At 57.8% G+C, this 12412-nt stretch carries 12 protein-coding genes and 1 other RNA gene; 4 read left to right on the top strand and 9 right to left on the bottom strand.

Going from position 1 to position 12412, the window contains the following annotated elements:
- Positions 1-257: 257 nt before the first annotated feature.
- From AACY30_RS25270 to AACY30_RS25295, 6 genes are all read right to left on the bottom strand, one after another.
- The gene (locus AACY30_RS25270) at positions 258-584 is read right to left on the bottom strand and encodes a DUF2388 domain-containing protein (protein ID WP_339436792.1); all 327 of its coding nucleotides are present in this window, start codon (positions 582-584) and stop codon (positions 258-260) included.
- Between the two features lie 124 nt (positions 585-708).
- On the bottom strand, positions 709-1089 hold the full coding sequence (locus AACY30_RS25275; protein WP_339436793.1) for a hypothetical protein: 381 nt from the start codon (positions 1087-1089) through the stop codon (positions 709-711).
- 287 nt (positions 1090-1376) lie between these two features.
- Positions 1377-1773: a transfer-messenger RNA gene (ssrA, locus tag AACY30_RS25280) on the bottom strand.
- A gap of 104 nt (positions 1774-1877) precedes the next feature.
- Positions 1878-2156, bottom strand: a complete 279-nt coding sequence (locus tag AACY30_RS25285) for a hypothetical protein (protein WP_033898249.1) — start codon at positions 2154-2156, stop codon at positions 1878-1880.
- Between the two features lie 150 nt (positions 2157-2306).
- A complete protein-coding gene (locus AACY30_RS25290) occupies positions 2307-5117 on the bottom strand; it encodes an FAD-binding and (Fe-S)-binding domain-containing protein (protein ID WP_339541305.1) in 2811 nt (936 codons plus the stop codon).
- 70 nt (positions 5118-5187) lie between these two features.
- Entirely contained in the window at positions 5188-6882 is a 1695-nt protein-coding gene (locus AACY30_RS25295) for a lactate permease LctP family transporter (RefSeq protein ID WP_339439265.1), read from the bottom strand.
- 251 nt (positions 6883-7133) lie between these two features.
- Between AACY30_RS25295 and AACY30_RS25300 the strand changes: the two genes are divergently transcribed.
- Entirely contained in the window at positions 7134-7901 is a 768-nt protein-coding gene (locus AACY30_RS25300; protein WP_028617983.1) for an FCD domain-containing protein, read from the top strand.
- 36 nt (positions 7902-7937) lie between these two features.
- On the opposite strand, the gene smpB is transcribed toward AACY30_RS25300, so the two are convergent.
- Positions 7938-8420 (bottom strand): SsrA-binding protein SmpB, encoded by a 483-nt coding sequence (gene smpB / locus AACY30_RS25305; RefSeq protein ID WP_049711476.1) that lies wholly within the window; start codon positions 8418-8420, stop codon positions 7938-7940.
- Between the two features lie 168 nt (positions 8421-8588).
- On the opposite strand from smpB, the gene AACY30_RS25310 reads away from it, so the two are divergent.
- Together AACY30_RS25310 and AACY30_RS25315 are read left to right on the top strand one after the other, a co-directional pair.
- Positions 8589-9023, top strand: a complete 435-nt coding sequence (locus AACY30_RS25310) for a type II toxin-antitoxin system RatA family toxin (protein WP_339471724.1) — start codon at positions 8589-8591, stop codon at positions 9021-9023.
- Positions 9016-9318 carry an RnfH family protein gene (locus AACY30_RS25315; protein WP_339541306.1) on the top strand — a complete coding sequence of 101 codons (303 nt, stop codon included), beginning with the start codon at positions 9016-9018 and terminating at the stop codon, positions 9316-9318. The genes AACY30_RS25310 and AACY30_RS25315 overlap by 8 nt, the downstream gene beginning before the upstream one ends.
- A gap of 63 nt (positions 9319-9381) precedes the next feature.
- Here AACY30_RS25315 and AACY30_RS25320 read toward each other — a convergent pair whose 3' ends face one another.
- On the bottom strand, positions 9382-9909 hold the full coding sequence (locus tag AACY30_RS25320; RefSeq protein ID WP_339471726.1) for an outer membrane protein assembly factor BamE: 528 nt from the start codon (positions 9907-9909) through the stop codon (positions 9382-9384).
- A gap of 98 nt (positions 9910-10007) precedes the next feature.
- On the opposite strand from AACY30_RS25320, the gene fur reads away from it, so the two are divergent.
- Positions 10008-10412, top strand: a complete 405-nt coding sequence (fur, locus tag AACY30_RS25325; protein ID WP_003194220.1) for a ferric iron uptake transcriptional regulator — start codon at positions 10008-10010, stop codon at positions 10410-10412.
- Between the two features lie 86 nt (positions 10413-10498).
- Here fur and recN read toward each other — a convergent pair whose 3' ends face one another.
- Positions 10499-12172, bottom strand: a complete 1674-nt coding sequence (gene recN, locus AACY30_RS25330) for a DNA repair protein RecN (RefSeq protein WP_339541307.1) — start codon at positions 12170-12172, stop codon at positions 10499-10501.
- Positions 12173-12412 lie beyond the last annotated feature (240 nt).

Here is a 12412-nt window from a genome sequence, read left to right on the forward strand (position 1 = left end):
TTGAAAAGGTCGCCGAGGTCGAGCAGGTGCTGCTGAACAGACATAAAAAATCCGATGCCAGATATCTGGCATCGGATTTTCTAGGAGCTTCGACGTGAGCTCAAATGCTTAAGTGAACAGCATTACGCTTGTGGGCGGACCTAAAGGGAATTCTTCAAATGAGTAGGGCGACTTTGCACTCTGCCCTGTAAATGCCAGGTGAAAAGGATGTCGCAGAAACGAAAGGTCTGGTGTGGCGGCTGGCTTGAAGGTCGCTTTCAGAATGATGTAGCTATCGACTGGGCCAGCTGCATGTCTGACATGAGCGGAGAAGGATAGGTTGACTGGTAGTATCTGGACGCCTGCTCAAACTCCGCGCCGCGAATCTCGCCGTCTGAACCAATGAAGGCCAGGGCGTCAGTCTTGGCTGACTTGAAAATCTCAGGCGGTTCGGTCGTGAGGGATGTGGTCGCCCCAATTAAAATGGTTGGCGCGGAGATTGTGAGAAATATCGCGGCAGCGATAGGGTTGGCGCCATCACCTGATACGGCCTGCGTGCTGATCGAAGCCAGTAGGGCGATTGCCAACGTCTTCCATGTGTCCATTCTACGAAGCTTCCATTGCGATCTGAGGGCGCCACATTAGCAGAGCAGGGCGCTTGCCAGAAACAAGAAGCCCGGCGCTTGGCCGGGCTCATTGATGGCTGCTTATGCTGCTACCGCCAAGGTATCAGCCCTCACAGGCACCAGGATCTTTATATGCTTCGCACCAGGCGGCCTTCAGAAGAACTTTGCATTCGGCGTCGTATTTTTCACGTAGTTTGGTAGTGCTAGCTGGCGTCATCGGCCCGGGTATCTCGTTGCGCAAGTCCACCAATTTTTGCGCAACGTCATCCTGGGCCTGCGGGGTATCGCCAGCATGAACCAGAAGCGTGTAGAAAGCTTTTGAGGACTGCTTGCGGCTTATGTCGGGCTGGTCACCAGCTACTGAAAGCAATTCGTAGTAGGCCGCGCAGTGGAGATCTCTCTCTTTTGGGGTTTCTGCTTGGGCGGTTAAGGAAATGCAGGTGAAGATGGCGCAGAAGGCCAGTGGCATCGAGGATAGGCGCATGAAAACGAGTCCATTCGAGAGGGGCACAGATTTTATCAGCTCAGGGCATAGATACAAGAAGCCCGGCGCTGGGCCGGGCACTAGATTTTCAACTGCTCGAACTTTCCGGGGGCAGTAAATCGCCACGCAACCTTAAAGGCTGCGCCGCCGCTTATCAGTTCTGATTGCTGAATTATTGAGGGCCACCATTTCACGAGATTCTGCGCCTTACTCCAGTACCACCACCCATTCAGGCACAAAAAAGGCACTTGCGGTAACCGCTAAGTGCCTGATTTGTATAGCTTGTTTGGTGGAGCCGGGGGGATTTGAACCCCCGTCCGCCAGTACTCCGCTGTCGGTACTACATGCGTAGCCGTTTCTATTAAGTTAACCCTCAGCGACCCGAAGGGCAGGGTGCTTTGGGCGAGTTGTGTAAGTTTTAGCCGCTTCGTCCACAACGTACTGCACGGCGATTCTGTTCTATATGACAATCACTTTGGGTTTACAGACATCCCCTGGTGATTGCTGGACCCGAAGGTACCAGAAGCTCAGGGCTAAGGCTGCTTACGCAGCGAGAGCGAATTCCTGGCCGTAGTTTTCGTCATTGGCAACTATAAGAAGTTGCAACAGTGGATTTACGAGTTCTGTTACCAACTCGGCATGCACCTAAAGTTTCGCGACCGGCGTCGAATCCTAAACGGCCCCGTGCTTGTAACTCGTTGTTTCTTAGTGAGTGACAAGCCTGTGCAGTGTACGCCAAACCGTCACGGAAGGCCAACCCGAAGGTTAGCCGTCCCTGACCGTGCTGCCTATTGGCCGCCTTTTTCGCTGTTCTGCAGGTCCTGCAGCGCCTTCGAGGTGATCTCAATGCACTTTTTGTCATCGCCGGCGGCGTGGGCTGCTTTAGCCGAAGACACAGCGGTATCTATCTCGCCACTTTTACCACTGGTGTCGGTGGCGAGCAGCGCTTTACCGTTGTTGATTTTGTCCAGGTTGATCTGGCACAGGTCTTTATCACCTGCCGCGAAAGCAGGGGACGCCAGCATCGCAGCGGTAATGAACAAGCCAGCAAGAGCGGAACGCTTCATAGGGTATCTCCTTGCGCAAAAGGGCTCGACGCTGCTGGCATTGAACGGCTGCCAGCGACATCAGTGATGAGCCTCGTTTGTCGAGGCCTATGCAGATGACTACACCGGCGCGCAGGGGTTCTGTTTTTTTGCAGGCTCATTTTTGCAGGGTCAGTGGGCGCGAGCCTGCGTGACACGGTCCACCAGGTAGACCAGCCCGTGATAATCAATGCCGCCATGCTGGCTCAGGCCGATCTCGCAGGTGCGGCTGGTGGAGATACCCTCGCTGCAATGCTGCACCGCGTCCTTGAGGGTGCGCAGTGAGTGGGCGTTGAGTTCCGGCGTGGTGAAACCCTTATCGCCAGCAAACCCGCAGCAATGAATGCCTTCCGGGATGACCACGGTGTTAGAGCAGCGCCGGGCCAGGTCGATCAGCGCCTGGCTCTCTCCCAGATGCTGGGTGCTGCAGGTGACGTGCACGGCGATGGGGGCTGCCTGTGGTGTGAAATCGAGGCGATCCATTAGGTGAGTGCGGATAAAACGCACCGGATCGTAAAGATCCAGCCGTGTTTCAGCCAGATCCTGCACCAGACGCAAGGTGCACGGGCTGGTGTCGCAGTAAATCGGGTCGAGCCCGCCGCGGCTGGCGTGGAGCAGGGCGCCGATCAGTTCCTGGCGCTTGTGTTCGGCCTGTTCAGCGTAGCCTTTGGAGGCAAAGGGCTGGCCGCAGCACAGGTTGTCCTGATTGTCGGGGAAGACGACTTGGTAACCGGCCTTTTCCAAGAGACCGCGGGTTTTGTCGTACAACGACATCTGTTCTTTATCTCCCGCCGCCGGGCCCATGGCGCGTGAGACGCAGGCGGCCAAGTAGACCACCCGTGGCCGCTCGTCCGTGACCGCCGGGCTGAAGCGGATGGCTTTCTCCGGTTGCGGCATGGCGTTTGTCCACTGCGGAATCTGTCCCTTGGACAGCTTGGTGACGGTGGCCGATAGCTTCGCCAGGCGAGGTGCGCCCAGCAGCATGCGTGCGCCGTTGGCGACATGCAGGGTAAAGCGCGCGCCCTGCAGCGCAGTGGCGAAATGAGTGGCGAGCCATTCGGCCGTTTTCGTACGGTCGGCGTCACGGCTGCGTAGTTTTTTCACCAGGTCGCCGGTATTGATTCCCACGGGGCAGCGTTGAGCGCAAAGGCCGGTGGCGGCGCAGGTGTCGATGCCTTGATAGTGGTAGGCGGCTTCTAGCTCGGTGGTGTCGACGCCCGCTCGTTTCTTCGCCTGGATATCGCGCCAGATCACGATGCGTTGGCGTGGACTCAAGGTCAGGCCTTTCGACGGGCACACCGGCTCGCAGAAGCCGCATTCGATGCACTTATCCACAAGCTCGTCGGCGGCGGGTAGCGGCTTGAGGTGCTTGAGGTGGATTTGCGGGTCTTCGCTGAGCACCACGTCCGGGTTGAGAATGCCATTGGGGTCGAGCAGGCGTTTGAGTTGCCACATCAATTGATAGGCGTCGCTGCCCCACTCCAACTCAACGAACGGCGCCATGTTGCGACCGGTACCGTGTTCAGCTTTCAACGAACCACCAAACTCCACCGCCACCAGGTGCGCCACGTCGTCCATGAACGCTTGGTAGCGTGCGACTTCTTCCGCGCTGTTGAAGCCTTGGGTGAACACGAAGTGCAGGTTGCCTTCCAGCGCGTGTCCGAAAAGGATTGCTTCGTCGTAGTGATGTTTGTCGAACAGTTCGATCAAGCGATTTACACCGATTGCCAGTTGCTCGACCGCAAAGGTGACGTCTTCGATGATTACCGTGGTGCCGGTTTTGCGTACGGCGCCGACGGCGGGAAAGGTGTCTTTGCGAATGGCCCACAGGCGCGCATTTTCTACCGGGTCTTCGGTGAAATCGACCTGTTTCTCCACAGGGAAATCGGCCAGGGAGGCCATGATCAGCGCCAATTGCTCATGCAACAAAGACGGCGACGCTGCGCGAGATTCGATCAATAGTGCGCAGGCATTTTCCGATAGATGTTGTACGAAGGCGGGCATGCCCGGCTTGTCTTGAACCGAGCGCATGCTGCGTCGATCCAACAGCTCGACGGCCGAGACCGGTTGGGTCTTGAGGACGGTCACCGCGTTGCAGCAGGTCTCGACATCCGGAAACACAATCAAGGCCGAGGCTTTGTTCGGATGATCGACCACCGTGTCATAGGTGACCGCACTGATAAATCCAAGCGTACCCTCGGAGCCCACCAGCAGATGGCTGAGGATATCCAGCGGCTCATCGAAATCCACCAGGGCATTAAGTGACAGCCCGGTGGTATTTTTCAGGCGGTATTTGTGGCGGATTTTTGCCGCCAATTCAGCGTTTGCCCGCGTCTCGCGGCCCAGTGTCGCCAGGCGTTCCAGCAGCGAGCCGTGTTGTTCGCGAAACGCCGCCACGCTGGCCGCGTCTTCGGTGTCCAGTCGGCTGCCGTCAGCCAGTACCAAGCGGATGCCTGCCAGGGTGTGATAGGTGTTCTGCGCTGTGCCGCAGCACATGCCGCTGGCGTTGTTGGCGACGATGCCGCCGATCTTGCAGGCATTGATCGACGCCGGATCCGGCCCGATCTTGCGCCCAAAAGGCGCCAGCCATGCATTGGCCTGGGCGCCGATCACGCCAGGTTGCAGGCGAATTTGGGTGCCCTGCCCACGAATTTCGCGGCCGTTCCAATTGTCCCCCAGCACGATCAGCACTGAGTCGCTGATGGCTTGGCCCGAAAGGCTGGTGCCGGCTGCGCGGAAGGTGACGGCCACACGGTCGCGTTGGGCGAGTTGCAACAGCGCCACCACCTCGTCTTCCGACTCCACGCGGATCACCAACTGTGGGATCAGTCGGTAAAAACTAGCGTCGGTGCCAAAAGCGAGGGTGGAAAGGGGATCGTCGAAACGCCGATCTTTCGGGATCAGTTGTGCGACGTCGCTCAGAAAAGCAGCAGGCAGGCTCATCGGTCCTCCAGAAATAGCAGACGCCGGAATGGGTGTCCGGCGTCGATTCTTACCCTATTACGTACCGACCTTAATGCACCAGCATTCCGGTGAACCAGTAGGCCTGAGCCAGGGTGATCAACCCGACGATCGTCGCAAAGAACAGGCTGTGCTTGAGGGTAAAGCGGAACAGGTCGGATTCCTTGCCCACCAACCCCGTGGCGGCGCAGGCCACGGCAATCGATTGTGGCGAGATCATTTTGCCGGTCACACCGCCACTGGTGTTCGCGGCGACCAGCAGCGTGTCGTTGACACCGATCTGATGCGCGGTGGTGGCTTGCAGTGAGCTGAACAGCGCGTTGGACGAGGTGTCGGAGCCTGTCAGGAAAACGCCCAGCCACCCGAGGAATGGCGAGAAGAATGGGAAGGCTGCACCTGTGCCGGCCAATACCAGCGCCATGGTCGAAGACATGCCGGAGTAGTTGGTGACAAAAGCGAAGGCTAGCACCATGCCAATGGACAGAATTGGCCAGCGCAGTTCGTAAAAGGTCTCTTTTAAAGTGGTAAGACCAGTTTTTAGATTGATCTTCAGCACCAGCATTGAGATCAGCGCAGAGAAGAAAATCGCTGTGCCGGTCGCCGAGATGGGGTCCAGCTTGAACACTGCCGCAATTGCAGTGGGGTTGGTCACAATCGGCGCAACTTTGATCACCAGTTGGTCCAGGTGCGGGATCGCGAAGTTGAACACCCAGCTATACATCGAGCCGCCGGCGGCGAACATGGCCTTGAACGGCTTGAGGGTCCAGATAGTGACCAGCACGGTCAGAATAAGGAACGGTGACCAGGCCTTGAAAATTTGCCCCAGGCTGTACGGTGAGACAACCGTGTTGCGTGGCAGACCAAAACCGCCGGCGCTGGCGACGACCGCTGCGCTTGAAGTCGCACCGGCAATCTGTGCACCTGCTGTGCGCTTGGGTTGCCAGACTTTCAGGAACAGGGTCAGGGAGATCAAGCTGGCGAGCGCCGAGGTGATGTCCGGCAGTTCCGGGCCGATGAAGTTGGAAGTGAAGTACTGGGTGATGGCAAAGCTCAAGCCCGCTACCAGTGCGGCCGGCCAGGTTTCACGCACGCCGCGCAAACCGTCCATCATGAACACCAGCCAGAACGGCACGAACATCGACAGTAGGGGCAACTGACGGCCAGTCATGGCGCCGATTTTGAACGCATCGATGCCGGTCACTTGGCCTGCAACGATGATCGGGATACCGAGTGCGCCGAAGGCCACGGGGGCGGTGTTGGCAATCAGGCACAGGCCAGCGGCGTACAGTGGATTGAAGCCAAGGCCGACGAGCAGTGCCGCGGTGATTGCCACGGGAGCGCCGAAACCGGCGGCACCTTCCAGGAAGGCGCCGAAGCAAAAGCCGATCAGCAGCACTTGCAGGCGTTGGTCGTCGGTGATCGATAGGACTGAGCTGCGAATGACTTCGAACTGGCCGCTCTTGACGGTCAGTTTGTACAGGAACACGGCCGCGACAATGATCCAGGCGATTGGCCACAGGCCATAGGCAAAACCGTAACCGGCGGCGGCCAGTGCCATGTCCACCGGCATCTGGAAGGCAAAGATCGCTACCAGGATCGACAGCGCCAAGGTGATGCTGCCGGCTACGTGACCTTTGAGGCGGAACACGGCCAGGGCCAGGAAGAAGAATACGATCGGAATAACCGCCGCCAGTGCGGACAGGCCGAGGCTGCCGAGTGGGCTGTAGAGCTGTTGCCAGGTTTGCATATGGGGTGGCCCCTGATTGTTGTTGTTTGGTCAGCTTGGATAATTGGTAATACCAATTTACAATCGCTGTTGGCTAGAGTAAAAGCCTTGGCAGGCGTGTGTCAATTTGCCGCTCGCGAAACTTTGGTCGTAGGTCCGCGGGCAGGTGGTTCTGATCGGTTGAAACGAGGGCGTTCTGATAGGTGCTGCAAGCGCTGCGATAGGCCAGAATAGAGGCCCCGGCGAGTGGTCGGGATGGTGGAGAGTGAGTTATGGGGTTTGATCAGGTGCGTCAGCGCCGTTTGTCTGACGATATCGTCGAGCAGCTTGAGGGCATGATCCTTGAGGGCACGCTAAAGTCCGGCGAGCGCTTGCCGGCCGAGCGCGCCTTGGCTGAGCAATTTGGTGTGTCGCGCCCTTCCTTGCGGGAGGCAATCCAGAAATTGTCTGCCAAAGGCTTGCTCGTCAGCCGCCAGGGCGGGGGGAACTACGTGGCTGAGTCATTGGGTTCTACTTTCAGTGATCCGCTGCTGCACCTGCTGGAAAACAATCCCGAAGCTCAGCGTGATCTGTTGGAGTTTCGCCAGACCCTTGAGGCATCTTGTGCCTATTACGCAGCGCTGCGCGCCACCGAAGTCGATCGTGAGCGTCTTACGGCGGCTTTCGAAGCGCTACAGGATTGCTACACCCGTTCCGATGAAGTAAGTCGTGCGGAAGAGGGGGCGGCGGATGCGCGGTTTCACTTGGCTATCGCCGAGGCCAGCCACAACGCGGTTTTGCTGCACACCATTCGCGGGCTGTTCGACCTGCTCAAGCGCAACGTGGTGACCAACATCGGTGGCATGTACCAGCAGCGTACGGAAACCCGCGACATGCTGATCAGTCAGCACCGGGATCTGTACCTGGCAATCATCGAGGGGCGGGCCGAGCAGGCACGAGAAGTTTCCACACGTCACCTGCTGTATGTGCAGGAAGTGTTGGAAGAGGTGCGTCAGGAGGTTCAGCGTGTGGCGCGTGCGGAGCGGCGCAAGGGGATGTAGCCGAGGGGGGGTCCCAAGGCTACTTCGCAGCAAGGGTCAGTCTTCCTTGCCCTTGTTACGCACAGCGCGATGCAGCTCGCGATTGGAATCGCGCTCGCGCTCGGTATCACGCTTGTCGTATTCCTTCTTGCCTTTGCCCAAGGCGATCTCGCACTTGACCAGGTGCTTGCTCCAGTACCAGGACAAGCAGATGCAGGCGTAGCCCTTCTGCTGTACGGCGGAGGCGAGCTTTTCCAGTTCGCGAGCGTTGAGCAACAGTTTGCGCGTGCGTACCGGGTCGGCAATCACGTGGGTGCTCGCGGTGGTCAGCGGGGTGATATGACTGCCTAGCAGCCACGCCTCGCCATCCTTGAGCAGCACATAACTGTCGACCAGTTGCAGCTTGCTGGCACGCAGACTCTTTACTTCCCAGCCGGCCAGGACCAGACCAGCCTCGAACCGATGTTCGATGAAGTAATCGTGTCGCGCCTTTTTATTTTGCGCGATGGTCCCTGTGGGGTGTTTCTTTTGTTTAGCCATAGGGGCGGCATTATAGGGAGTTGCGAGCGTATCGGCTACGGTCAACCTGCGTGCTTGAGCGTGTTGGACGAATCCCGGACAATGCGGGCAGTTCTCTTGTTTTTTTCTTTCGCGGATCGGGCTGTTCTTTCGCGATGTTTGCCGCTCAGCTGTGGAAATAACGCACACATGACGACGCATATTCAACGTTCGGCGCTGCTGCCTTATCCGGCACAAGCGCTTTATGACCTGGTCAACGACGTGGCGCGTTACCCGGAATTCTTGCCGTGGTGCTCGACAGCCGAAGTGCTGGAGGGCAGCGATGAATACATGGTCGCCAGCGTTGGGGTCGCGAAGGGCGGCCTCAGTCAGCACTTTGTAACGCGTAATGCGCTGGTGCCCGGGAAATCCATCGAAATGAAGTTGCAGGAAGGGCCGTTTACCCAGTTGCATGGCGTCTGGGTATTCAAGGCGCTGACCGATAAGGCCTGCAAAATAAGCCTCGATCTTTCCTTTGATTACGCCGGTCCTGTCGTGCGTGCGACGTTGGGGCCTTTATTCAACCAGGCGGCCAATACGTTGGTGGATGCGTTCTGTCAGCGAGCCAAGCAACTGCATGGTTGAGATTGAAGTGGTATATGCCGCCATGGATCGCCAGGTTTTGCTGGTGGTGAGGGTGCCAGCAGGCACCAGCGTGCGCTCGGCGGTTCAGGCGTCAGGTATTGCCGTGCACTTTCCAGAGCTGGATCTGGCTGATTGCCCTTTGGGGGTATTCGGCAAGGTGGTCGCGAACGCGCAAGTGCATGCCGTGCAGGCGGGTGATCGTATTGAGATTTACCGGCCGCTGCTGGCGGACCCGAAAGAGGTGCGCCGGCTGCGCGCAGCCAAGGCTGCTTTGGCCAAGCAGCAGAGCTCGTAGGCCCTCCAAATGGGAGGCAACAAAAAGCCCGGCATGCCGGGCTTTTTGTTGGGCACCGCAAACTTACTGCGGGCTGGTGTCCAGAGGCTGCGGCGTCGGGACGGGAACAGTTTCCACGCCGTCGATGTCTTTCTGGATCTTGTCGAGCAAAGATCCAGGCTTGGCCGGTACTTCAGACTTCGGCTTCTCGCCTTCCTGCGCAGGTGCGGTCACGTTAGTGCCGTTATCCTTGCCGAGCAGGGCTTCATCACGGCTTACGCCAGGCATGAAGTCGCCGGACAGGCTGACAAGCTGGTCATTGCCATTGAAGATGACACTGACGCGCTCCTGCTGGCGTTCACCGCCACCTGGCTGCAGGCTGTAGAGATAATCCCAGCGATCGGCGTGGAAAGTGTCGGTCAGCAGGGGGTTACCCATAATAAACCGTACTTGCCGTCGGGTCATTCCGGGGCGTAACTGGTCTATCATGTCCTGCGTGACGACATTGCCCTGCTGGATGTCGATTTTGTAAACCCCGGGGAATGAACAACCGGCGAGTGCGAGCAGTCCCACAAAGGTGAAACTGGTTAGCAAGAGCTTGGTGTTTTGCATCGGTGGGCGACTTCCACTATCTTGGCTGGGACAACGTAAACGCCGATCATACCCGTATTAAGAGAAGCTGCGAAGCAGCATCCGCGAGAAAGCTAACCATGGTTGAAAATAGCGAACTACGCAAAGCCGGTCTTAAAGTGACTCTGCCACGAGTCAAGATTCTACAAATGCTCGATTCTGCTGAGCAGCGCCACATGAGTGCCGAGGATGTCTACAAGGCGCTGATGGAGTCTAACGAGGACGTTGGCCTGGCCACGGTTTACCGTGTGCTGACCCAGTTTGAGGCCGCAGGGCTGGTGGTTCGTCATAATTTCGACGGCGGTCATGCGGTGTTCGAATTGGCTGACGGTGGGCATCATGACCACATGGTTGACCTGGATACCAATGAGGTTATCGAGTTCACCAGCCCGGAGATCGAAGCCCTGCAGCATAAGATTGCTGAGGAGCATGGCTTCGATTTGGTTGACCATAATCTGGTCCTGTACATCCGTAAGAAAAAGTAACAAGCGCTGCAGATTGACGTTGCAAAACGATCGAAGGCGACCTTAGGGTCGCCTTCGTGCTTTCTATAATAGAGAAAATTGTCCGCTTAGGCCTTCGCCGCCACGACCATCTTCTTCGCGTGCGCCAAAGACTCCTTGGTCAAATCGATGCCACCGAGCATGCGCGCGACTTCTTCCACGCGCTCCGACTTATTCAGCTTGGACACGGCTGTGTGTGTTGCATCACTGCCGCGTACCTTATGCACAAACAAATGCTGATGCCCTTGGGCCGCGACTTGCGGCAAGTGAGTCACCGTTAGCACTTGGCCTCGATCTCCCAGGCGCCGCAGCAACTGGCCAACAATTTCCGCCGTCGGTCCGCCAATACCCACATCGACTTCATCGAATACCAGGGTCGGCACCCGAGAGGTTTGCGCGGTAATTACCTGGATCGCCAGGCTGATCCTCGACAGCTCGCCACCAGATGCCACTTTTGCCAGTGCTTTGAGCGGCTGTCCAGGGTTGGCGCTGACCAGTAGTTCCACCTGTTCCAGGCCGTGGGGCTGCAGTTCGTTGCTGGCGTTGGTGCGCAATTCAATGGTGAAGCGTCCGCCCGGCATACCCAGGCGCTGGATTTCCAACTCCACTGCGCTGGCCAGGCCAGTGGCTGCTTGTTGACGCAGGTCGCTCAGTTCGCGCGCTTTCTCTTGGTAATGACGGGCGAAAGAAGCGAGCTCGTCACCCAGGCGCTCGATAGATTCATCGTTGGCGTTCAGGGTCTCGATTTCATCCAGTAGCTTCTGCTGCATCGTCACTACTTCGGTGGGCTGGATTCGATGTTTGCGCGCCAGGGTATAAATGGTGTCCAGGCGTTCTTCTATGTCCTGCAGGCGTGCCGGGTCGGCATCGAAGTGATCCAGGAAACGGTTCAGTTCGCCTACCGCTTCTTCTACTTGAATCTGTGCACTGGTGAGCAGGGTGGCGGCCTCGCTTAGCGACCCGGAAGCGTTGTTCACGCTCGACAAGCGATTGAGGCTGGCAGTCAGTGCGTTGAGCACATTGCCGGAATCGCTCTCGCTACATTGCTCCACCACCTGTCGGCAGATACCCAGCAGGGTTTCTGCGTTGGTGAGGTTCTTATGTTCTTGCTCAAGCTGCTCTAGTTCGGTCTCGCCCAGGCCCAGGCTTTCCAGCTCTTCGAGTTGATAACTGAGCAACTGATGGCGAGCACGTTGTTCATCGCCGGAATTGGAGAGCCGCTCCAGCTCTTGGCGAGTCTGGCGCCAGCGTTGAGCGGCAAGTTGCACCTGGCGGGCAAGGTCTGTCGCGCCAGCGTATTCGTCGAGTAGGCGGCGATGGGTGTCGGTTTTCAGCAGGGACTGGTGTTCGTGTTGGCTGTGGATATCTATCAGCAACTCGCCCAGGGCTTTAAGGTCGCCCAACGGGCAAGGTGTGCCGTTGATATAGCCACGTGAACGGCCTTCCGCCGTGATGACCCGACGCAGGATGCACGGACCTTCATTATTTAGGTCGCGCTCGGCTAGCCAGACTTCCGCCTCGGGTATGTCTGCCAGGTCGAAGGTGGCCAGGATGTCGGCCTTGTCCGCACCGGGGCGAACCACGCCGCTGTCGGCGCGATCACCCAGGGTCAGGCCCAGGGCGTCTAGCATGATCGACTTGCCGGCGCCGGTTTCGCCTGTGATTACGCTCATCCCGCGATCCAATTCAAGATCCAGGTGTTCAACGATGGCGTAGTTATGTACGGACAGGTGCACGAGCATGTTGGCCGCTCCCAGGCTTTAGGTCTGGTTATTTATACAGTTTTTTCTTTGGCGCTGACAATCCTGACGCTTAGCTCGATTTGCTTGAGTCAACGTCTTTTTAAGTGCTGCCAGGAATTAGCGGGCAGGAATTGATGAAGGTCAGTCGAAAGACTTTTGGTAACGCCTTCGCCCTTGAACCTGGAAATTGTGGCCCCATATACCGGAACAGAAGCGCGAGTTGAGTTCGCGCATGATTTT

The sequence above is a fragment of the Pseudomonas sp. RA_5y_Pfl1_P24 genome, from assembly GCF_963970945.1.
GTDB lineage: Bacteria > Pseudomonadota > Gammaproteobacteria > Pseudomonadales > Pseudomonadaceae > Aquipseudomonas > Aquipseudomonas tritici.

Excerpts from the sequence above, each read along its gene's own strand:
- AACY30_RS25270 (WP_339436792.1), bottom strand. The coding sequence starts at position 584 with ATGGACACATGGAAGACGTTGGCAATCGCCCTACTGGCTTCGATCAGC.
- AACY30_RS25275 (WP_339436793.1), bottom strand. The coding sequence starts at position 1,089 with ATGCGCCTATCCTCGATGCCACTGGCCTTCTGCGCCATCTTCACCTGC.
- AACY30_RS25285 (WP_033898249.1), bottom strand. The coding sequence starts at position 2,156 with ATGAAGCGTTCCGCTCTTGCTGGCTTGTTCATTACCGCTGCGATGCTG.
- AACY30_RS25290 (WP_339541305.1), bottom strand. The coding sequence starts at position 5,117 with ATGAGCCTGCCTGCTGCTTTTCTGAGCGACGTCGCACAACTGATCCCG.
- AACY30_RS25295 (WP_339439265.1), bottom strand. The coding sequence starts at position 6,882 with ATGCAAACCTGGCAACAGCTCTACAGCCCACTCGGCAGCCTCGGCCTG.
- AACY30_RS25300 (WP_028617983.1), top strand. The coding sequence starts at position 7,134 with ATGGGGTTTGATCAGGTGCGTCAGCGCCGTTTGTCTGACGATATCGTC.
- smpB (WP_049711476.1), bottom strand. The coding sequence starts at position 8,420 with ATGGCTAAACAAAAGAAACACCCCACAGGGACCATCGCGCAAAATAAA.
- AACY30_RS25310 (WP_339471724.1), top strand. The coding sequence starts at position 8,589 with ATGACGACGCATATTCAACGTTCGGCGCTGCTGCCTTATCCGGCACAA.
- AACY30_RS25315 (WP_339541306.1), top strand. The coding sequence starts at position 9,016 with ATGGTTGAGATTGAAGTGGTATATGCCGCCATGGATCGCCAGGTTTTG.
- AACY30_RS25320 (WP_339471726.1), bottom strand. The coding sequence starts at position 9,909 with ATGCAAAACACCAAGCTCTTGCTAACCAGTTTCACCTTTGTGGGACTG.
- fur (WP_003194220.1), top strand. The coding sequence starts at position 10,008 with ATGGTTGAAAATAGCGAACTACGCAAAGCCGGTCTTAAAGTGACTCTG.
- recN (WP_339541307.1), bottom strand. The coding sequence starts at position 12,172 with ATGCTCGTGCACCTGTCCGTACATAACTACGCCATCGTTGAACACCTG.